Annotated in this window: 16 protein-coding genes; 13 read left to right on the top strand and 3 right to left on the bottom strand. The window is 71.3% G+C overall.

Annotation, left to right across the window (positions count from 1 at the left end; all coding sequences use genetic code 11):
- The first annotated feature begins 165 nt into the window (after positions 1 to 165).
- The 5 genes from ABZ855_RS20665 (at position 166) to nudC (ending at position 10,330) form a co-directional block, all read left to right on the top strand.
- A complete protein-coding gene (locus ABZ855_RS20665; RefSeq protein WP_360808743.1) occupies positions 166 to 531 on the top strand; it encodes an MGMT family protein in 366 nt (121 codons plus the stop codon).
- Between the two features lie 257 nt (positions 532 to 788).
- Entirely contained in the window at positions 789 to 4,217 is a 3,429-nt protein-coding gene (locus ABZ855_RS20660; RefSeq protein ID WP_360808741.1) for an ATP-dependent DNA helicase, read from the top strand.
- Between the two features lie 36 nt (positions 4,218 to 4,253).
- Complete coding sequence (locus tag ABZ855_RS20655; RefSeq protein WP_360808739.1) at positions 4,254 to 7,802, top strand: ATP-dependent DNA helicase; 3,549 nt, start codon at positions 4,254 to 4,256, stop codon at positions 7,800 to 7,802.
- 4 nt (positions 7,803 to 7,806) lie between these two features.
- Positions 7,807 to 9,216 (top strand): dipeptidase, encoded by a 1,410-nt coding sequence (locus ABZ855_RS20650; RefSeq protein WP_360808737.1) that lies wholly within the window; start codon positions 7,807 to 7,809, stop codon positions 9,214 to 9,216.
- Between the two features lie 166 nt (positions 9,217 to 9,382).
- Positions 9,383 to 10,330, top strand: a complete 948-nt coding sequence (nudC, locus tag ABZ855_RS20645) for an NAD(+) diphosphatase (RefSeq protein ID WP_319210773.1) — start codon at positions 9,383 to 9,385, stop codon at positions 10,328 to 10,330.
- 98 nt (positions 10,331 to 10,428) lie between these two features.
- Here the strand turns inward: nudC and ABZ855_RS20640 are convergent, their stop codons facing one another.
- Positions 10,429 to 10,686 carry a glutaredoxin domain-containing protein gene (locus tag ABZ855_RS20640; RefSeq protein WP_360808735.1) on the bottom strand — a complete coding sequence of 86 codons (258 nt, stop codon included), beginning with the start codon at positions 10,684 to 10,686 and terminating at the stop codon, positions 10,429 to 10,431.
- Positions 10,687 to 10,879: 193 nt separating this feature from the next.
- On the opposite strand from ABZ855_RS20640, the gene ABZ855_RS20635 reads away from it, so the two are divergent.
- The 4 genes from ABZ855_RS20635 (at position 10,880) to ABZ855_RS20620 (ending at position 14,432) form a co-directional block, all read left to right on the top strand.
- On the top strand, positions 10,880 to 13,075 hold the full coding sequence (locus tag ABZ855_RS20635; RefSeq protein ID WP_360808733.1) for an ATP-dependent DNA helicase UvrD2: 2,196 nt from the start codon (positions 10,880 to 10,882) through the stop codon (positions 13,073 to 13,075).
- Between the two features lie 171 nt (positions 13,076 to 13,246).
- Complete coding sequence (locus tag ABZ855_RS20630; protein ID WP_360808731.1) at positions 13,247 to 13,570, top strand: hypothetical protein; 324 nt, start codon at positions 13,247 to 13,249, stop codon at positions 13,568 to 13,570.
- Between the two features lie 173 nt (positions 13,571 to 13,743).
- Entirely contained in the window at positions 13,744 to 14,112 is a 369-nt protein-coding gene (locus ABZ855_RS20625) for a WhiB family transcriptional regulator (RefSeq protein ID WP_189147026.1), read from the top strand.
- Positions 14,109 to 14,432 (top strand): hypothetical protein, encoded by a 324-nt coding sequence (locus ABZ855_RS20620; RefSeq protein WP_319210781.1) that lies wholly within the window; start codon positions 14,109 to 14,111, stop codon positions 14,430 to 14,432. Before ABZ855_RS20625 ends, ABZ855_RS20620 begins: the two co-directional genes overlap by 4 nt.
- Before the next feature lie 100 nt (positions 14,433 to 14,532).
- Here ABZ855_RS20620 and ABZ855_RS20615 read toward each other — a convergent pair whose 3' ends face one another.
- Together ABZ855_RS20615 and ABZ855_RS20610 are read right to left on the bottom strand one after the other, a co-directional pair.
- A complete protein-coding gene (locus ABZ855_RS20615; RefSeq protein WP_360808729.1) occupies positions 14,533 to 15,897 on the bottom strand; it encodes an AarF/ABC1/UbiB kinase family protein in 1,365 nt (454 codons plus the stop codon).
- Positions 15,890 to 17,200, bottom strand: coding sequence for a TOMM precursor leader peptide-binding protein (locus ABZ855_RS20610; protein ID WP_360808727.1), 1,311 nt, complete (start codon positions 17,198 to 17,200; stop codon positions 15,890 to 15,892). The genes ABZ855_RS20615 and ABZ855_RS20610 overlap by 8 nt, the downstream gene beginning before the upstream one ends.
- A gap of 230 nt (positions 17,201 to 17,430) precedes the next feature.
- Between ABZ855_RS20610 and ABZ855_RS20605 the strand changes: the two genes are divergently transcribed.
- The 4 genes from ABZ855_RS20605 (at position 17,431) to ABZ855_RS20590 (ending at position 21,311) form a co-directional block, all read left to right on the top strand.
- On the top strand, positions 17,431 to 18,033 hold the full coding sequence (locus ABZ855_RS20605) for a M48 family metallopeptidase (protein WP_360808725.1): 603 nt from the start codon (positions 17,431 to 17,433) through the stop codon (positions 18,031 to 18,033).
- 133 nt (positions 18,034 to 18,166) lie between these two features.
- Positions 18,167 to 19,846 (top strand): TerD family protein, encoded by a 1,680-nt coding sequence (locus ABZ855_RS20600; protein WP_360808723.1) that lies wholly within the window; start codon positions 18,167 to 18,169, stop codon positions 19,844 to 19,846.
- An 11-nt stretch (positions 19,847 to 19,857) separates the two neighbouring features.
- Positions 19,858 to 20,538 carry an AIM24 family protein gene (locus ABZ855_RS20595; RefSeq protein ID WP_329271175.1) on the top strand — a complete coding sequence of 227 codons (681 nt, stop codon included), beginning with the start codon at positions 19,858 to 19,860 and terminating at the stop codon, positions 20,536 to 20,538.
- Between the two features lie 17 nt (positions 20,539 to 20,555).
- Positions 20,556 to 21,311 (top strand): AIM24 family protein, encoded by a 756-nt coding sequence (locus ABZ855_RS20590; protein WP_360808720.1) that lies wholly within the window; start codon positions 20,556 to 20,558, stop codon positions 21,309 to 21,311.
- Positions 21,312 to 21,373 lie beyond the last annotated feature (62 nt).

Here is a 21,373-nt window from a genome sequence, read left to right as displayed (position 1 = left end):
TCACCGGTCACCGCCCGCACGATGGTGGCATGCCCCACTGACACACAGGGGCATCAGGGTGCGATGCGGGGGCGCACAGTCTGCCGCAAGCGCCGCTCGGGGGCGAGGAATGCCCGCGGCCGCCACCTTGTCCCATTGTCGGTGGGGTGGTGCAGGATGGGGCGGATGAGCGACGAGAGCCACCCGGCGGACGCCCTGCCGGAGTACGCCGAGCGGGCCCTGGAGGCCGCGGAACTGATCCCGCCCGGGCGTGTCATGACCTACGGCGACGTGGCCGAATGGCTGGAGGAGGGCGGACCACGCCAGGTCGGACGCGTGATGGCCCTCTACGGAGGGGCCGTTCCCTGGTGGCGGGTCGTTCGCGCGGACGGTGTCCTGCTCCCGGGGCACGAGCTGGAGGCCCTCGACCACTACCGCGCGGAGGGCACACCCCTGAAAGAGGCGAGCACGGCCGCTGTGGGACACCTGCCGCGCCTCGACATGAGACGGGCCCGGTGGGACGGCGGTGAGCGGGCGGAGGGTCACACCTGACAGCTTCCGCCATCCTGCGGGCATCAGGGGAACCTGTGGCCCGTACGGGGTAAACCGGGCACGTCCGTGCCATGGCGTACGTTCGTGGGGCGAGGGGCCGGGGTGGCGCTCGGGGCCGGAGGGAACATGCGGAAGCCCTGCTTCCGAACCGCCCGGCGGCGTAGCGTCGGCTGCACCTGCCCCCCTCACCTCCCGGCCACCGTTCTCCGCACGTGGCGCACAGCAAACCAGCACACCCACCAGGACCGGCGAACCACGTGAGCTCCTCTTCCTCCACCAGACGCCTGCCGCACCCCCAGGGGCGACAGGGGACCCGTGGCGCTTACCGACTGGTCCGTACCCCGCCCACGCGGCAGGATCCCCTCAGTCTGGACGCCGCACAGCGCGCGGTGGTTGACCACGCGCACGGACCGCTGCTCGTCCTCGCAGGTCCGGGAACCGGGAAGACCACCACACTCGTCGAGTCGGTGGCCGCCAGGATCACCCGGGGCGGGGACCCCGAGCGGATCCTCGTCCTCACCTTCAGCCGTAAGGCGGCCGTCGAACTGCGCGACCGCATGGCGCTGCGGATCGGCGCCGCCCGCGCTCCCCGCGCGACGACCTTCCACTCCTTCTGCTACGCCCTGGTCCGCGCCCACCAGGACAGCGACCTCTTCGTGGAACCCCTGCGGCTGCTCTCCGGTCCCGAACAGGACGTGGCCGTACGCGGACTGCTCGCCGGTCAGCCCGACCTGGAGCGGCTCGGCCTCGCCCATGTGCGCTGGCCCGACGAACTGCGCGCCTGCCTCACCACCCGCGGCTTCGCCGACGAGGTCCGCGCCGTTCTCGCCCGCAGCCGCGAACTGGGGCTGGGCCCCGACGCCCTGGACGCGTTCGCCCGCCGCATCGGCCGCCCCGACTGGCGCGCAGCCGCCGCCTTCCTCGCCGAGTACCTCGACGTACTCGACATGCAAGGGGTGCTCGACTACGCGGAACTCGTGCACCGCGCGGTACTCCTGTCGAGCCGCCCCGACACCGCCGGGCAGCTCGCCGCCCGCTACGACGCCGTCTACGTGGACGAGTACCAGGACACCGACCCGGCCCAGGTACGGCTGCTGCACGCGCTCGCCGGAGGGGGCCGGACGCTGGTCGCCCTCGGTGACCCCGACCAGTCGATCTACGCGTTCCGCGGGGCGGACGTCAACGGCATCCTGGACTTCCCGGAAGCCTTCCCGCGCGCGGACGGCCGCCCGGCACCGGTCGAGGTCCTCAGGACCTCCCGCCGCTCCGCCGCCGTCCCGCTGACCGCCACCCGGCTCCTCACCCAGCGCATGCCTCTGACCCGGCTCCCGGCCGACAAGGTGCGCGCCCACCGCGCGCTCGCCCCGGTCCGCGACGGAGGCCGTGTCGAGGTCTGCACGTACCCGACAGCCGGTACGGAGCTGGACAACATCGCCGACATCCTCCGCCGCGCACACCTCGAGGACGGTGTCCCCTGGGGCGAGATGGCCGTCCTGGTGCGGGCCGGCGGCCGTACGATCCCGACGATCCGGCGCGCCCTCACGGCCGCCGGGGTGCCCCTCGACATCGACGGCGACGACCTGCCCCTGCGCCACGAACCGGCGGTGGCACCACTCCTGACGGCGCTTCGAGCCGTGGCGACCGCCGAGGCATCGGACGGGAGCGCGGAGAGCGACGCCGCAGAGGCAGGGGACGACCAGGGCGCGGCCGCCGACGTGGCAGAGCCGGGCGACATCGGCTGGCTCGGCACGGAAACCGCCCTGACCCTGCTCACCTCACCGCTCGCAGGTATGGACGCCGCCGATCTGCGCCGCCTCGGCCGCGCCCTGCGCGAGGAGGAGCGGGCCGCGGGCAACCCCGCACCGCCGCCCTCGGACGAACTGCTGGCACGCGCGCTGGCCGAACCGCGACGCCTTGTCGCCCACGACCCGACGTACGCGCGGGGAGCACAACGCCTCGGCGCGCTCCTCGGAAAGGCACGTGAGCGCCTCGCGGGCGGCGGTACGGCCGAGGAGGCCCTCTGGGACCTGTGGAACGGCACACCCTGGCCGGGACGGCTGGAGCGGGCGGCCCGACGCGGCGGCGCGGCCGGCCGCAACGCCGACCGCGACCTCGACGCCGTGTGCGCGCTGTTCGCGACCGCCGCGCGCGCGGAGGAGCGCACCGGCGGCCGTGGCGCCCTCAACTTCCTGGAGGAGATCGACGCCGAGGACATCGCCGCCGACACCCTCACCCGCCGAGCCGTACGCCCCGAAGCGGTACGCCTGATGACCGCGCACCGCGCCAAGGGCCTCCAGTGGCGCCTGGTGGTCGTCGCCGGCGTCCAGGAGGGCCTGTGGCCCGACCTGCGCCGCCGCGGCTCCCTCCTGGAGGCCGACCGCATCGGCCGCGACGGCCTCGCCGAACCGCTCACCCCGGGCGCACTGCTCGCCGAGGAACGGCGGCTGTTCTACGTGGCCGCCACGCGTGCGCGTGAACGCCTGGTCGTCACCGCGGTGAAGGCCCCCGCCGACGACGGCGACCAGCCCTCCCGCTTCGTCACCGAACTCGGCGTCGAACCCAAGGACGTCACGGGCCGCCCGCGCCGCCCGCTCTCCGTGGCCGCCCTCGTCGCCGAACTGCGCGCCACCACGGTCGACCCGCGTGTGTCCGACTCCCTCAGAGAGGCCGCCGCCCGCCGCCTGGCCCGGCTCGCCGCGCTCACCGACGAGGAGGGCCGCCCCCTCGTACCGTCCGCGCACCCCTACCGCTGGTGGGGCATGTACGAGCCGACCGAGAGCAAGGTCCCCCTGCGCGACCGGGACCAGCCCGTCGTGCTCTCCGGCAGCGCCCTCGACCAACTCGCCAACACCTGCGCCCTGCAGTGGTTCCTGGGCCGTGAGGTGAAGGCCGACGCCCCCGCGACCGCCGCCCAGGGCTTCGGCAACGTGGTGCACGTCCTCGCCGACGAGGTGGCCTCCGGACACACCCCCGCCGACCTCGCCGTCCTCATGGAACGCCTCGAGTCGGTGTGGAACGCGCTCGCCTTCGACGCGCCCTGGAAGTCGGCGCAGGAGAAGGAGCACGCGCGTGTGGCCCTGGAACGTTTCCTGACGTGGCACGTCGACTCCAGGCGCACCGGCCGCACCCCCGTGGCCAGTGAGCACGACTTCGACGTGACCCTCGAAGCCGGCGACTACGAAGTGCGCATCCGGGGTTCCATGGACCGCGTCGACGCCGACGGCGAAGGCCGGGCCTACGTGGTCGACTTCAAGACCGGCAAACAGGCGCCCACCGCCGCCGAGGTCGCCCGCCACCCCCAGCTCGCCGTCTACCAGCTCGCCGTCCGTGAAGGCGCCGTCGACGACGTTTTCGACGGCGTGCGCCCCGAACCGGGCGGCGCCGAACTCGTCCAGCTGCGTCAGGGCGCCGCGAAGAGGGACGGCGGTGAGTCGCTGCCCAAGGTGCAGGCCCAGGCTCCCCTGGAAGGAACTCCGGCAGGAACACCGGAAAGAGAGTCGGAAGGGGGGCTGGAGGGAGCGGCGGAGGCAGGGGCGCGGGGGGAGTGGATCGGCGACCTGCTGGCCACCGCCGCCGGCAAGGTGCTCGACGAACGGTTCACCCCGACCGCGGGCCAGCAGTGCGCCCACTGCTCCTTCAGGGCGTCGTGCAGCGCCCGCCCGGAAGGCCGGCACGTGGTCGAGTGACACCCACTGTCAGTGGCCGCCGCTAGCCTCTCTGACGTGCCAGCCAGTATCAGTGACCCCGAGCAGCTCAAGGAGCTCCTGGGCATCCCGTTCACCCCGGAGCAGACGGCCTGCATCATCGCGCCGCCCGCCCCGCAGGTGATCGTGGCCGGAGCGGGGTCCGGCAAGACCACGGTGATGGCGGCACGTGTGGTGTGGCTCGTCGGCACCGGCCAGGTCGCGCCCGAACAGATGCTCGGGCTCACCTTCACCAACAAGGCCGCCGGTGAACTCGCCGAACGGGTCCGCAAGGCACTCGTCAAGGCAGGCGTCACCGACCCGGACGTCATCGACCCCGACAACCCTCCCGGCGAACCCGTCATCTCGACCTACCACTCCTTCGCCGGCCGCCTGCTGACCGACCACGGCCTGCGCATCGGCCTCGAACCGACCGCCCGCCTCCTCGCCGACGCGACCCGCTACCAGCTCGCCGCGCGCGTACTGCGCGAAGCCCCCGGCCCCTACCCGTCGCTCACCCGCTCCTTCCCGGACCTCGTCAGCGACCTCCTGAACCTGGACGCCGAACTCGCCGAACACCTCGTGCGCCCCGAGGAACTGCGCGCGTACGACGCCGAACTGCTGCGCGCCCTGGAGGGCGCCAAGCTCACCAACGCCGATCTGCGCAAGGTCCCCGAGACGGCCGCCGCCCGCCGCGAACTCGCCGAACTGGTGACCCGCTACCGGGCCGCCAAGCGCGAGCGGGACCTCCTGGACTTCGGCGACCAGATCGCCCTGTCCGCGACGCTCGCCCGCATTCCCGAGGTGGGCCGCGTCCTGCGTGAGGAGTTCCGAGTGGTGCTCCTCGACGAGTACCAGGACACCTCCGTGGCCCAACGCATCCTCCTGGCAGGGCTGTTCGGCGGCGGCACCGGCCACCCGGTGACCGCGGTCGGCGATCCCTGCCAGGCGATCTACGGCTGGCGCGGCGCCTCCGTCGCCAACCTCGACGACTTCCCCGAGCACTTCGCCCACGCCGACGGCGGCTCGGCGGTCCGCCAGTCGCTCAGCGAGAACCGCCGCAGCGGGGGCCGCCTCCTCGACCTCGCCAACGGCCTCGCGGAGCCCCTGCGCGCCATGCACGCGGGCGTGGAGGCCCTGCGCCCCGCACCCGGCGCCGAGCGCGACGGCCAGGTGCGCTGCGCGCTGCTGCGCACCCACGCCGAGGAGATCGACTGGCTCGCAGACTCCATCGCCCACCTCGTACGCACCGGCAAGGCACCCGGCGAGATCGCCGTCCTGTGCCGCACCGCCACGGACTTCGCCGAGATCCAGGGCGCGCTCGTCGCCCGGGACATCCCCGTCGAGGTCGTCGGGCTCTCCGGGCTGCTGCACCTGCCCGAGGTCGCCGACCTGGTGTCCGTCTGCGAGGTCCTGCAGGACCCGGGGGCCAACGCCTCCCTGGTCCGGCTGCTCACCGGCCCGCGCTGGCGCATCGGCCCGCGCGACCTCGCCCTGCTGGGCCGCCGGGCCCGTTTTCTCGTGTCCCACGCGCGCGTGGGCGACCCGGACGACCCGGACCGTCGGCTCGCCGAGGCGGTCGAGGGGGTCGATCCCGCCGAGGTGATATCGCTCGCGGACGCCCTCGACACCTTCCTGGAGACCTCCATGAGGGGCGAGGGCGACGACGACGGGCTGCCCTTCTCGCCGGACGCGCGCGTGCGTTTCGCCCGGCTGGCCACCGAACTGCGCGACCTGCGCCGCTCCCTCGCCGACCCGCTGATGGACGTACTGCACCGCGTGCTCGCCGTCACCGGCCTGGAAGTGGAACTGTCCGCGTCCCCGCACGCCCTGGCCGCCCGCCGCCGCGAGACCCTTTCCAACTTCCTGGACATCGCCGCCTCCTTCGCCGCCCACGAGAGCGAGGCGAGTCTGCTCGCCTTCCTCGGCTTCCTGCGCACGGCCGCGCAGTACGAGAAGGGCCTCGACAACGCCCTGCCCGGCGGCGAGAACACCGTCAAGGTGCTCACCGCGCACAAGTCCAAGGGCCTGGAGTGGGACGTCGTGGCCGTCCCCGGCCTGGTCACCGGCACCTTCCCCAGCGCGCAGGGCCGCGAGAAGTGGACCTCCCAGGCCAAGGTCCTGCCGCACGGACTGCGCGGCGACACCGCCACGCTGCCCGACATCGAGGCCTGGGACTCCCGGGGCATGAAGGCCTTCCAGGAGGCGATGAAGGACCACCAGCACACCGAGGAACTCCGCCTCGGCTACGTCACCTTCACCCGCCCCCGCTCCCTCCTGCTCGGCTCGGGCCACTGGTGGGGACCCTCCCAGAAGAAGCCCCGGGGCCCCTCAGACTTTTTGTGGGCCCTCCACGACCACTGCGCGGCCGGACACGGCGAGACCGAGGTGTGGGCGGACGAACCCGAGGAAGGCGAGGAGAATCCCGCCCTGCAGGCGACCACCGCCGACCAGGTGTGGCCTCTGCCCCTGGACGACGCCGCGTTCCGCCGCCGCCGGGCCGCCGCCGAGACCGTCCTCGCCTACCTGGAGACCCTCTCCTCCCACCCCGCGCCCGCGCCCGCTCCCGACACGTACGACGACCCGGACTGGCCCCCGCCCCCGGACGACGAGCCTCCGTACGACGAGCCTCCGTATGAGGACGGCGAACCCCATGACGGATACCTCGACCACAGCTCTCCCGACCAAGACGCCCCTCTCCCTGCCGAGGACGACACCGACTGGGACACCTGGACCACCGACCGTCCCGCACCGCCCGCACAGACGCCGCCCCACGCGCGCGTGCCCCGCACCGGACACGGCCCGGATCGCCCGCCCACCGTTCCCCACGCCCGCAGACACCCCGCCGAGATGGATCTCACACCCGAGGAGGCCCGCGCCGTCGCCTCCTGGGACCGTGACCTCGACGCCCTCACCGGGGAATTGCTGCGCGCGCGGGAGAGCGTCACCGACGTGCCCCTGCCCCCGTCCCTCACCGCGTCCCAGCTGATGCTCCTGGCCGCCGACCCGGACGCGCTCGCGCAGGAACTGGCGCGCCCCATGCCCCGCCCTCCGCAGCCAGCGGCCCGCCGGGGTACCCGCTTTCACGCCTGGGTCGAGGCACGCTTCGAGGAACTGCAGCTCCCCATGCTGGAGCCCGAAGAGCTGCCCGGCGGCGACGCCGAGATCGACGACGAACGCGACCTGGAAGCCCTCAAGGACGCCTTCGAACAGACCCCGTACGCCCACCGCACGCCCTACCGGGTCGAGGCACCCTTCCAGCTCGACATCGCCGGACGCGTCGTACGGGGCCGAATCGACGCCGTCTACAAGGAGGGCGACGGCGCGGAAGCCACGTACGAGATCATCGACTGGAAGACCCACCGCGCCCACACCGCCGACCCCCTCCAGCTCGCCGTCTACCGGCTGGCCTGGGCCGAGCAGCAGGGTGTGCCGCTGGAAGCCGTCGAGGCCGCCTTCCTCTACGTGCGCAGCGGCGAGACCGTGCGGCCGGACGATCTTCTGGACCGGGCCGCGCTGGAGCGGCTGCTCCTGGACGAGCCGGCCGCGTTCGAGGTACCGGACGAGGATGTCAGCGCGGGCCGATAAGCTCATGACCATGAGCCAGGCCCCGGACAGCGCCGTCCGCACGTACATCGAGCAGCACCGCGCCGCCTTCCTCGACGACCTCGCCGAGTGGCTGCGCATCCCGTCCGTGTCGGCCCAGCCCGACCACGCCGCCGATGTACGACGCAGCGCCGACTGGCTCGCCGCCAAACTCAGGGAAACCGGCTTCCCGACCGTCGAGGTCTGGGCGACCCCGGGCGCACCGGCGGTCTTCGCGGAGTGGCCCGCCGACGACCCCGCCGCGCCCACGGTCCTCGTGTACGGCCACCACGACGTGCAGCCCGCGGCCCGCGAGGACGGCTGGGACGGCGACCCCTTCGAACCGGTCGTCCGGGGCAACCGCCTCCACGCGCGAGGCGCCGCCGACGACAAGGGCCAGGTGTTCTTCCACACACTGGGCGTCCGCGCTCACCTCGCCGCGACCGGCCGCACCGCACCCGCCGTCCACCTGAAGATGCTCGTCGAGGGCGAGGAGGAGTCCGGTTCCCTCCACTTCCGGTCCCTCGTCGAGACGCACACCGACCGGCTCGCCGCCGACGCCGTGATCGTCTCCGACACCGGCATGTGGGCCGAGGACACCCCCACGGTGTGCACGGGTATGCGCGGCCTCGCCGAGTGCGAGATCCAGTTCCACGGACCCGACCAGGACATCCACTCCGGCTCCTTCGGCGGCGCGGTGCCCAACCCGGCGACCGCCGTCGCCCGCCTCGTCGCCGCACTCCACGACGAGCACGCACGCGTGGCGATACCCGGCTTTTACGAAGGCGTCACCGACCTCACCGACCGGGAACGCGAACTCTTCGCCGAACTCCCCTTCGACGAGGAGCAGTGGCTGCGCACCGCGAAGTCGTACGCCACCCACGGTGAAGCCGGACACACCACCCTGGAGCGCGTCTGGACGCGCCCCACCGCCGAGGTCAACGGCATCGGCGGCGGCTACCAGGGGCCCGGCAGCAAGACGATCGTCCCGGCCTCGGCCATGGTGAAGCTCTCCTTCCGGCTGGTCGCCGGCCAGGACCCCGACCACATCGAGAAGATCGTCCGCGACTGGACCGCGACCCACGTCCCTGCCGGGATCCGGCACGAGATCACATTCGCGGCGGCCACCCGCCCCTGTCTGACCCCCCTGGACCACCCCGCCCTCCAGTCCGTCGTACGCGCCATGAGCCGCGCCTTCGGCAAACCGGTCCGCTACACGCGCGAGGGCGGCAGCGGCCCGGCCGCCGACCTCCAGGACGTCCTCGGTGCCCCCGTGCTCTTCCTGGGCATCTCCGTCCCCTCCGACGGCTGGCACGCCCCCAACGAGAAGGTGGAGATCGACCTCCTCCTCAAGGGCGTCGAGACCACCGCCCATCTGTGGGGCGACCTCGCGGAGAACTGGCGCCATGAGTCCTGACGATCCGGTCCGGACCGGACCGTCGGACACCCCGGGCGACGCCGAAAGCACCGCCCGAAACCCGCGCGAACCCGTCCGAAAACCGCCGCCCCCGAAGCGCCGCCACCCACGTCCCGCCGTACCGCCCGCCGAAATATCCGTTCCACCGGGGGAGTTGGAAGCACCTGTGACCACCTGGACCGACCACACCGCCGACCGTCCCATCTCCCTCACCGCCCCCAGCGGCATCGACCGGGCCGCCCACCACCGGCTCGACGAGGCCTGGCTCGCCGCGGCATGGAGCCACCCCACCACCCGCTGCTTCGTGGTCTCCGGCGGGCAGGTCCTCATCGACGAGACGCCTGACGGGCGGACCGAACTCGTCATGACCCCCTCCTTCGAGGCCCCCCTCACCGAGGCACACCGCTACTTCCTGGGCACTGACGAAGAGGGCACCAGCTACTTCGCCCTCCAGAAGGACGGCCTGCCCGGCCGCATGGACCAGTCCGCGCGCCCCGCAGGCCTGCGCGAGGCCGGCCTGCTCCTCTCGCCCCGCGACGCCGGCCTCATGGTGCACGCCGTCGCCCTGGAGAACTGGCAGCGCCTGCACCGCTTCTGCTCCCGCTGCGGCGAGCGCACCGTCATCGCCGCCGCCGGTCACATCCGCCGCTGCCAGGCCTGCGGCGCCGAGCACTACCCGCGCACCGACCCGGCCGTGATCATGGCCGTCACCGACGAGGACGACCGCATCCTCCTCGGCCGCCAGGTCCACTGGCCCGAAGGCCGCTTCTCGACGCTCGCCGGCTTCGTCGAGCCCGGCGAGTCCATCGAACAGTCGGTGCGCCGCGAGGTGTTCGAGGAGGCCGGCATTCTCGTCGGCCAGGTCGAGTACGTCGCCAGCCAGCCGTGGCCCTTTCCGTCCAGTCTCATGCTCGGCTTCAACGCCCGTGCCGTCTCCAACGAGATCGAGGTCGACGGCGACGAGATCCACGAGGCCCGCTGGTTCTCCCGTGAGGACCTGCGCGCGGGCTTCGAATCCGGTGAGGTCCTCCCGCCGTACGGCATCTCGATCGCGGCCCGCCTGATCGAACTCTGGTACGGCAAGCCGCTGCCGAAGCCGGGCAGCGCGCTCTGACGCCCCAGGGCGGCCCCTGAGCCGGCCTCCAGGCGCCCCGGGCACGCGAAGACCCCCGTACGGCACCGGGCCGGGCGGGGGTCGGATTCACGCGTGTATCAGGCGCCGAGGGCCTGCTTCACCTGGGCGAGGCTCGGGTTCGTCATCACGACCTGCGGGCCGTCGTTGGAAGGAACCACCAGCACCGTCGGAACCGTCTGGTTGCCGCCGTTCGCCTTCTCCACGAACGCCGCGGAGTCCGGGTCGTGCTCGATGTTGATCTCGTTGTACGCGATGCCCTCGCGGTCCATCTGGCTCTTCAGCCGCTGGCAGTAGCCGCACCACGTGGTGCTGTACATCGTCACAGTGCCCGGCATGGTCTCTAGCGCTCCTCAGCGGTTCGGGGACGGGTGCTCGCTCTGGGGGAACGTTCGCGCCCCGGCCACCATTCCCGCCCGGGGTATCGGGAGAGCGGCCGGGCACGAGACGCTTGCCGCATTAGTACGACTGCAGGGGTCCGCCTGTGGACAACCGGCTCACCCGTCTCCGGCGACCTGGCAGCATGGCGGTGTGACAGCAGCAACGCACTCCACTCTCTTCCCGCAGGTTCCGGATTCGGCCGACGCGGTGCTCGACGGACTCGATCCCGAGCAGCGCGAAGTGGCTACCGCGCTGCACGGTCCGGTGTGCGTACTGGCAGGCGCCGGCACGGGCAAGACACGGGCGATCACCCACCGCATCGCCTACGGCGTGCGTGCCGGAATCCTCCAGCCCTCCAGTGTGCTCGCCGTCACCTTCACCGCCCGAGCAGCCGGAGAGATGCGCGGGCGGCTGCGACAGCTCGGTGCCGGGGGAGTCCAGGCGCGCACCTTCCACTCGGCGGCGCTGCGCCAGCTCCAGTACTTCTGGCCGAAGGCCGTCGGCGGCTCCATGCCGCGCCTGGTCGACCGCAAGATCCAGCTGGTCGCCGATGCCGCGGCGGCCTGCCGTATCCGCCTCGACCGGGGCGAACTGCGGGATGTCACCGCCGAGATCGAATGGTCCAAGGTCACCCAGACCGTCCCCGCCGACTACGTGCCCGCCATCGCGAAGTCCGGCCGGGTCGCGCCCCGAGACCCGGCCGAGATCGCCCAGCTCTACGCCACCTACGAGGACCTCAAGCGGGACCGTTCCGTCATCGACTTCGAGGACGTCCTGCTCCTCACTGTGGCGGTCCTCCAGGACCGGCACGACATCGCCGAGCAGGTGCGCCGCCAGTACCAGCACTTCGTGGTCGACGAGTACCAGGACGTCAGCCCGCTCCAGCAGCGACTGCTGGAGCTCTGGCTCGGGGAGAGGGACAGCCTGTGCGTGGTCGGCGACGCGAGTCAGACGATCTATTCGTTCACAGGAGCAACTCCTGACCATCTGCTCGACTTCCGCACCCGCCATCCCGGGGCCACCGTCGTCAAACTGGTCCGCGACTACCGCTCCACCCCCCAGGTCGTCCACCTCGCCAACGGCCTGCTCGCCCAGGCCCGGGGCCGCGCAGCGGAACACCGCCTGGAACTGGTCTCGCAGCGCGACCCCGGACCCGAACCCGCCTACACCGAGTACACCGACGAACCCGCCGAGGCCGAGGGCGCGGCCCGACGCATCCGTGACCTCGTCGCCGCCGGTGTCCCGGCCGCTGAGATCGCCATCCTGTTCAGGACGAACGCCCAGTCGGAGACCTACGAACAGGCACTCGCCGACGCCGGTGTCCCCTACCAGCTGCGCGGCGCCGAACGGTTCTTCGACCGGCCCGAGGTGCGCAAGGCCCTCAGCTCGCTGCGCGCCTCCGCCCGCTTCGGAGCCAACAACTCCCTCCTGGACGATGTCGTCGACCTGCCCTCCCAGGTGCGTGCCGTGCTCTCGGGGGAGGGCTGGACCAGCGAACCGCCCGCGGGGTCAGGGGCCGTCAGGGAACGCTGGGAGTCCCTGGCCGCCCTGGTGAACCTTGCGCACGACTTCGCTGCTGCGAAACAAGACGTGACACTCGCCGACCTCGTCGCCGAACTCGACGAGCGGGCGAACGCACAACACGCCCCGACCGTGCAGGGGGTCACACTCGCCTCCCTCCACTCGGCCAAGGGGCTGGAATGGGACGTCGTCTTCCTCGTCGGAGTCGCCGAGGGCATGATGCCGATCAGCTACGCGAAGACCGATGAACAGATCGAGGAGGAGAGACGCCTCCTGTACGTCGGGGTGACCCGCGCGAGAGAACGCCTTCAGGTCTCCTGGGCCCTCTCGCGCACGCCCGGGGGTCGGCCGAACCGCCGCCCCAGCCGCTTCCTCGACGGCCTTCGCCCCGGGTCCGTCGCCACCACCCTTCGGACCGGCACGGGAGGCTCCGCCGGTATCGAGCGCGGCTTCGTGGGCAACCCGGGAGCCACCCCGCGCCGGACCCAGAGAACCCCGGCCCGTTGCCGGGTCTGCGGGCGCACCCTGACCGACGCGGGCGAGATGAAACTGATGCGCTGCGACGAGTGCCCCTCGGACATGGACGAAGGGCTCTACGAACGGCTGCGCGAGTGGCGGGCCGTCCAGGCGGCGCGCAGCGGGCAGCCCGCCTTCTGTGTCTTCACCGACCGGACCCTGATGGCGATCGCGGAGGCAGTCCCGGACGAAGAAGGGGAGTTGGCCCGCATCCCCGGCGTCGGCGTGCGCAAGCTCAACCGGTACGGAACCGATGTTCTGGCCATCTGTGCAGGTCAGGAAGTTGCGGGGGAGGACAGCGGTGACTGATTCAAACTCGTCGGAAAAATGGTTTGCGCATGCCCCGGCAATCCCCATAGGTTCTTAGCCATCGGAACAGAGTCTTCTCAGAAGGCCTGACTCCGTGCTGTACTTCATAGTCGTATATCCGTTGGACTGGTTCACCCCAGTCCCCCAAGACGCCGAGAGGAGGCGAGTCCAGTGATCAGCATCTACACCAGCTCTGTCAGCGAGGTCAAAATGACCGATCTCTCGACCGCTTCCCTGTGCATGCTCGGCGTCTCGAACCTGGGCACCGGTCTGTCCGGCATTCCTGCCGTCCGGCCGGCGTCCACCGTGTCTCTCGCGGGTCTCCCTGTCCGCGAGCGCAATGAGCGACCGAGCAAGGCACTGGAAGCAGGAGCAGTAGTGGCACAGGCCCCGGCCTATGCCTTTGCAGCCGGTGCCGGATCCCTCAAGCAGACGACGCAGCACCACACGATGTGGGCCTTCCGTGGGCCAGAACCCTGGAGTGATCCAGCCTGATCTGTCAGGCCGGCGCCTTCAGGGCCGCGGAACCCCATCCGGGATCCGCGGCCCTTCTGTTTTCCCCGAACGGGGACGACGGAGTGAAGGGGCCTCGGGACAAGAGAAAACCCGCCGGTACCAGCCGCACTCGGCCCAACAGGGCCGGAACGACCAGACGAGGAAAACAAACCGTGCAACTCGAAGCGCACGCCCCGTCCGTACCGCCTTCCGAAACGATCCCCCCGCCCGGCCTCACGGAGGACTGCACCTTGATCCCGCTCACTGCGCTCACCGCGCTCGACGACGCCATCGAGAACCTCGGCGTACCCGTCCCCTGCCGTTCCTACGACCCGGAGGTCTTCTTCGCCGAGTCGCCGGCCGATGTCGAGTACGCCAAGTCCCTCTGCCGCACCTGCCCGCTGATGGAGGCCTGCCTCGCCGGCGCCAAGGAGCGGCGTGAGCCCTGGGGCGTCTGGGGTGGCGAACTGTTCGTCCAGGGTGTCGTCGTGGCCCGCAAGCGGCCCCGCGGCCGTCCGCGCAAGAACCCGGTCACGGCATGAACACCGCAGGAACGATCGACCGCCCCTTCACGCACGACCCCAAGAAGCAGGCCCCGATGACGCCATCCACCAGCGAGCCCGTCGGCTCCGCGACCCAAGACTTCATCACCACCGGTGCGAACGACTCGCGCCAGAACAGGACCCGAGAGATGCAACTCATCCCAGAAGCCCTGGCTCGTGCGCATATGCACGACCGCCTCCAGGAGGCCGAGCGGGAACGTCGCGCGCACCGCGTGGTGACCGCCCGCCGCCTCCAGCGCCGAGCGGAGCGCGCCTCGCTGCGCGCCCGCCGGGCGCTCGCCATGGCGGTCATGCAGTAACGACCACGGCAGCTCGGCAGTAACAGCAGCCACTTCTCGCGAGGGCCGGTCCGTCCAACGGACCGGCCCTCGCTGTGCGTTGGGCCCGCGCGAGCGCCGGTCAGGCCTCGGCGGCCACGGACTCCTCCTCGTCCTCCGGCAGGAATCCCGGCAGCCACTCCTCCAGTTCTGCGCGCATCCGGACCGTCGCTCCCAGTTGGCACAGGACGCCGATGGTGCTCAAGGTCACCCGGTGGATCAGCAGATAGGAGGGGGGCAGGTTGAGGCGCTTGCCCAGTTGGTGCGCGGGGGAGCGCGGGTCGGCTATGCGGGCCGCCTGGTTGCGCATCCAGCCCCGACTGAAAGTGAACTCGTCCACCTGGGCCGGTTCGATGATCGGCAGGAGATAGTCGAGTACCGCGTCGGGATCCAGGTCGATCGAGTCCTTGACGAAGCCTTCCGCGCGAAGCGCCTCGTAGACCGCCTCCGCCTGGCCGTCCAGGGTCAGGCGCAGGGAGTGGCCGATCGTCGGGGGCAGGCCACCCGGGAGGCGGTCGACGGTACCGAAGTCCAGTACACCCAGCCGCCAGTCGTCCTTGCCCGCCGGGCCGCCGGGCAGCAACCGGAAGTTGCCGGGATGCGGGTCGGCGTGCAGAAGGCCGGTGCGAGCGGGACCCGAGAAGAGGAACCGGGTCAGCAACTGACCGGCACGGTCGCGCTGCTCCGGCGTACCGTCGGTGATCACCTCCGACAGCGGTATGCCGTCGATCCACTCCGTCACCAGCACCTGCTCGCACTGGTGGACGACGGCTGGAACCACGACGTCCCGATCGTCCGTGAACTCCTCCGCGTGGGCTCGCTGGGCCTGGGCCTCCAGGCCGTAGTCGAGTTCCTCTGAGACGCGGTCCCGGAGTTCGGCGATGAGCGGCTTGATGTCCATGCCGGGAATGAGGGGCCCCAGCAGACGGGCGAAGCGGCTCAGCTGGGTCAGGTCGGACAGCAGCGCCTCGCCGGCGCCCGGATACTGCACCTTGACCGCGACCTCGCGCCCGTCGTGCCACACCCCCCGGTGCACCTGGCCGATCGAGGCCGCGGCGGAGGGCTTGTCCTCGAACTCCAGGAACAGGTCCTGCCAGTCCGCGCCGAGCCGCGTCGCCAGCACCGAGTGCACCGTGCGGGTCGGCATCGGCGGAGCCGCTTCCTGGAGCTTCGTCAGCGCGGCGCGGTAGGGGCCGGCGACCTCCTCGGGCAGGGCGGACTCGAAGACGGACAGCGCCTGCCCGAACTTCATCGCGCCGCCCTTGAGCTCGCCGAGCACCTTGAACAGCTGTTCCGCGGTGCGCTGTTGCAGCTCGCGGCCGACGATGTCCGCCGACTCGCCGACGATCCGTTTGCCGAGTCCCCAGGTGGCCCGCCCGGCGATGCCGAGCGGAAGCGCGGCGAGCTTGGCGGTACGGGTGACCGCCTTCCGGGGAAGATCAGACATGAGCCCTCCAAGTTCCGGACAGCCGCGCCGCGTGTGCCCTACGGCGAAACTCCGTCGACGGCCGTTGCTCCGCCATTCTCTCGTGCGACTCCCCGTCCTTTGAGGTGTGTTCTTCCTTCTTACTCTTCTCCTCGGCACCGCACGGGCATGCGGGATGCGCCCAGACCGGGCGCGCGTGCCAGTCGAGCCCGGGCACGGACACCTCCCAACGGGCGCCCGCGGTGGACGGGGTCCTGCCGTCGAGGAAGGCGAGCGCATGGCTCGCGGTCAGGCCCGCGACCGTCGTCGCCAGGGCCAGGTCACAGGCCCTGACCTGGCGTGGTCGTGCGGACCGCCACTGCGTCACCAGACGCGGCCAGGCAGGGTCCCGGTCGACGCGCCACCGCTCCAGACAGCCCGCGCAGGCGGTCTCTCCCGGCAGCACCAGCGGGCCCACGATTCCGGTCCCCTCCACGACACCCGCGTACAGATGAGGTGTGCCCGACATCACGAGCGGTTCGGCGGCGGCCGGGTCGGGCGCGTGCACGGCGAGGTCGTCGCGCGGGGCGAGGATCACCAGGGAGAGACCGGAGTCGCTCTCACCCTCCGGTGACTGGGCGGCCGTACGCCGTGGCGGGCGGTCGGGCGCCGCCTTGCGGGCCGCGCGCCGCGCGGACTCGTCCCGGCGCTCGCCGACGGAGTCGAGGGGCAGGCCACCCGGTGCGACGTCCCACGGCTCGACCACCCCGCCGTCGCGCACATCGACATGGCCCACGCCGGCCCCCGCCAGCAGGGAGGCCACCACCGCGCCCACCCGGCCCGCGCCCCGGACCTGCACACGCAGCGACCGGCGAGCAGCCAGCCGGGCCATCGCCTCGCCCGGCGCCGGTGCGACCAGGGAGAGGGAGGCCAGATCGGGGCCCAGCCGCTCCAGAACCCGTTTCTTACCGCGCAGCTTCTCGACGGCTGGACCGCCACCGCTCGAGTCGTCGAGGAGCCCGGCCTCGCTCAGCCGCTCCAGCAGGCCGTCGATGTGGTCGGCGGGCAGGTCCATCCGGTGCCCCTCCTCATGGAGGAGCGGCAGCCCGCGGGTGCCGTCGAGCAGGGTCAGAAAGCTGCCCGTCGCCGTGTCCATCGGGCCGAGTGTCATCGCGTGGGCGGGCGTCATCCCGAACTGCACGGTTTTCAGATCCCGCCAGCAGGTGCGCAGCGCGCCCTTGATCGTCGGGTGGGTGACACGCGGATGGGTTTCACCCAGGTGGGTTGTGGCCGGCAGCGCGGTGGCTGTGTCCGGCGCAGGCGCAGAAGTGGTGGTTGATCGCATGACAGGCCCCCGTAGCCAGAGAACGTCCCCGTTGAAAGTCCTGGTATGTCGGTGGATTTCGGTGCTCGTTCCGCCGACGGGTGCCAGCTTGCCCGGTTCGCTCATCGGGCGTCGAAAGTTGTCCACAGGCGGTGGGTATTCGTCGTACAAATCAAACGCATGGTGGGGGATCGCCGCCGAACCGTGCCGGAGTCAAGACTTCCTCCGTGCACAGCGGGTAACGTCGTGCCGTGCCCGCCGACCCACTGCACCGCGCCGGAAACCCACAGCGCAGCACGACGAGCCAGCCGCCAAGCGGCTCGGGGGCGAGCGCGATCGAGGTTCGCAGGAGTTCCCGGCGACGCCGGACGGTCTCCGCGTACCGCGAGGGCGATCGCACCGTCGTGCTCATCCCCGCCCGGATGTCCGAGGCCGAGGAACAGCGCTGGGTGACTGTCATGCTCGACAAACTGGCCGCCCAGGAGAGCAAGAACAAACGGGTGCCCGGCGACAGCGAGCTGGCCGAGCGCGCCGAGCAGCTGTCGGCCCAGTACTTCGGCGGTCGCGCCCGGCCCGCGACGGTGCGCTGGGTCACGAACCAGAACACACGCTGGGGCTCGTGCACCCCCGCCGAGGGCAGTATCCGGCTGTCGCACCGGCTGCAGGGCATGCCCGAGTACGTCGTCGACTACGTCCTCCTCCATGAACTGGCGCATCTGCTGGTGCCCGGGCACGGGCCCCGTTTCTGGCGGCTGCTGGACGCGTATCCACGCACCGAACGGGCCCGGGGCTACCTCGAAGGAGTGGTCGCCGCCGACCGCCTGCCGACCCCGCCCTCCGCGCGCGGGGAGTGAGCCCGAGCGGCAGATGGGCCGGGGGCGACGAGGTGTTGTGTACCGGATTTGTACCGGCTTCGTCCAAGGCCGGAATTAGCCGTTAGCCTGACCCGACGCATTCGGCATTCGGGATGGGGGACGGTCGTTACGCATGGCCAGGGAATTCCAACGCGGCCACAAGGCCAGGATCAGTGATCTCACAGCGGGCACGGATCTGTACGTGGGTGTGCAGATCTCCGGACCGGGGCTGACCTTCGACATCAGCTGCTTCGGCCTCGACGCCGACGAGCGGCTCTCGGACGACCGGTACTTCGTCTTCTTCAACCAGCCGAAGTCACCCGAGGAGTCCATCCAGCTCCTGGGCGCTCAGGCGGGCGACACGGAGTCCTTCCGCGTCACCCTCGACCGGATTCCGGCGCAGATCCAGAAACTGTCGTTCACGGCCACGCTCGACGGCGCCGGGCAGATGTCGCAGATCGCCCCCGGGTACATCCGCATCGTCGCCGGCGGCGAGGAGGTGGCCCGCTACGCCTTCAACGGCTCGGAGTTCTCCACCGAGCGGGCCGTGATGCTGGGCGACTTCTACCTGAAGGACGTGTGGCGCTTCGCCGCGGTCGGACAGGGTTTCGACGGCGGCCTCGAGGCGCTGCTGAAGAACTTCGGCGGTGAGGTCGCCGAGGAGGAGACCCCCGCCCAGCAGCCCCAGCCCGCAGCCGCGCCCGGCTTCGCCCCGCCCGCCTTCGGCGCCCCCGCCCCGGCCGCCCCGCCGCCCGCCTTCGGTGCTCCTGCGCCGGCGCCGGGCCCGGCCGCTCCGCAGCCCGTCGCCCAGGGTTTCGCGCCCGCTCCGGGAGCCACCCCGCCCCCGGCGCCCGCACCGCCGGTGCACGCGGCCCCCACCATCGTGGCGCCCCTGACACCGCCCGGCGGCGCCCAGGTACCGCCGCCGGCTCCGGCACCCGCGCCCTACGGACAGCCGGTGCCCCCGCAGGCTCCGTACGGCCAGGTACCCGGCCAGACCGGGTCGCTGCCCCCGGGCTACGGCCAGCCGCAGGCTCCCCAGGCTCCCCCCGGCCCGCCCGGTTACGCTCAGCAGCCCCCGCTCGGGCATGCCCCCGGCCCGCAGGCCACCTACGGGGTGCCGCAAGGCGTCCCCCAGGGCGGCGGCCAGGGCGCCGGAGTGTCGGCCGCGCTCCAGCAGTTCAAGGAGACGCCGACCGGGCAGCGCTGGACACAGCAGAACAAGAAGCTGATCCGCGTCGACCTGGGCATCGGCGGGCAGCCCGTACTGGCCCGGCAGGGCAGCATGGTGCTCTACCAGGGCAAGGTCGACTTCAGCTACAAGGGCGCCGGGTTCTCCGGCCGAATTGTGGGCAACGCGACCGGCCAGGAGATGCAGCTGATGCGCTGTACCGGCCAGGGCCAGGTGTTCCTCGCGGACAACGCCACGATGCTGCACCCCATCGAACTCCAGGGCGACGGCATCTGTGTGTCCGCCGAGAACGTCCTCGCGTTCGACGAGGGCCTCCAGTACGAGGTCCGTCGCGTCGAGGGACACGGCATCCCCGGCGGTGCGCTGTTCACCATGCAGTTCACGGGCACCGGCACCATCGTCGTGAAGACGCACGGCGTCCCCGTCGTCCTGCCCGTCACACCCACCACGTTCGCCGACTGCAACGCCGTGGTCGCCTGGTCGGCCGCCTCCCAGGTGGTCGTCTCCAGCCAGGTACGGATGCGCCGCAACGCCTACCCGGGCGACACCGGAGAGAGCGTCAACCTCCAGTTCCGGGGCGCGCCCGGCAACTTCATCGTCGTCCAGCCGTACGAGGTCTGAGGGAGCCCGTCATGAATCAGCCACTCGCGGGCTACGCTCCCGCACCCGTCACCGCCCGTATGGAAAACCACGGCAACCACATGCTGAAGGTCGCCATGCAGACCGGAAACGACCTCCTCGCGCGCGTGGGGTCGATGGTCGCCTACGAGGGCTTCGTCCAGTACGAGCCCAACCCGCCTGCCGTACGCCAGATCGCCAAGGACTGGATGACCGGCGAGGGCGCGCCCCTGATGAAGTGCTCGGGGGACGGTCTGCTCTATCTCGCCGACTACGGCGCGAACGTGGTCGTGATCAACCTCAACGGCGACGGCATCTCCGTCAACGCCACCAACCTCCTCGCCTTCGACGCGCACCTCACCTGGGGCGTCGAGCGGGTCAAGGGGCTCGCGAAGTTCGCCGGACAGGGCCTGTGGAACACCAGGATCTCCGGGCAGGGCTGGGTCGCGTTGACCTCCCGGGGCAAGCCGATCGTCGTCGACTGCGGCGGTGGCGACGACGAGACGTACGTCGACCCGGACGCGCTCGTCGCCTGGTCCCCGAACCTCAAGGTGAAGGGCAAGCGCAGCTTCAAGGCGCAGTCGCTCATCGGCCGGGGCAGCGGCGAGGCCTACCAGATGGCCTTCTCCGGCCAGGGCATCGTCGTCGTCCAGCCCAGCGAGGACAGCACCGACCGTCTCCGGTTCCGGGGCTGAGGGGGAGCCAGAACGCCATGCAGAGCCCACTTTTCGCGCACAACGACTCGCAGACCCAGGAACGCTGGAGTCTGCAGAACAAGCAGATGCTCCGGGTCACCCTGGAGGGCCACGACGACATCCTCGCCCGCAAGGGCACGATGGTCGCCTACCAGGGCCTGATGGAGTTCGACGCCGAGTACCAGAGCCGCAACCAGGGCCGCTCCCGCGCGCACACCGGCGAGGGCCTGGACCTGATGCGCTGCCACGGGCAGGGCACGGTCTATCTCGCCAACCTCGCCCAGCACATCCACATGGTGGACGTGGAACAGGACGGGCTGACGGTCGACAGCAGCTACGTGCTGGCGATGGACTCCGGGCTGCACCACGAGGTCATCGCCGTGGACAGCCTGTACGGCATCTCCGGTTCCGGGAAGTACCAGCTCAACATCACCGGCCGCGGCAGGGTCGCCCTGATGACCTCGGGCGCGCCCCTGATGATGCAGGTGACACCGGACCGGTACGTCAACTGCGACGCCGACGCGATCGTGGCCTGGTCGACCGGCCTGCGGGTCCAGATGCAGGCCCAGACGCACACGTCCGGAGTGTGGCGGCGGCGCGGCAACACCGGCGAGGGCTGGGAGCTCAGCTTCATGGGCAGCGGCTACGCGCTGGTCCAGCCCAGCGAGTTGCTGCCGCCGCAGAACGCCCAGATCGGCCAGGGCCTCGCCGCCCAGATCGGTATGGGACAGCACGGGGTGCGGGCGCAGAACCAGGGCAACGCCTGGAGCTAGAGCCGGCCGCACAGGACAGGACAGGACAGGACAGGACAGGACAGGACAGGACAGGACGGTAA

The sequence above is a fragment of the Streptomyces sp. NPDC047042 genome (assembly GCF_040644035.1).
In the GTDB taxonomy this organism is placed as follows: domain Bacteria; phylum Actinomycetota; class Actinomycetes; order Streptomycetales; family Streptomycetaceae; genus Streptomyces.
The sequence above is the reverse complement of the archived record's forward strand: the minus strand, read 5'-3'. Positions and strand labels throughout refer to the sequence as shown.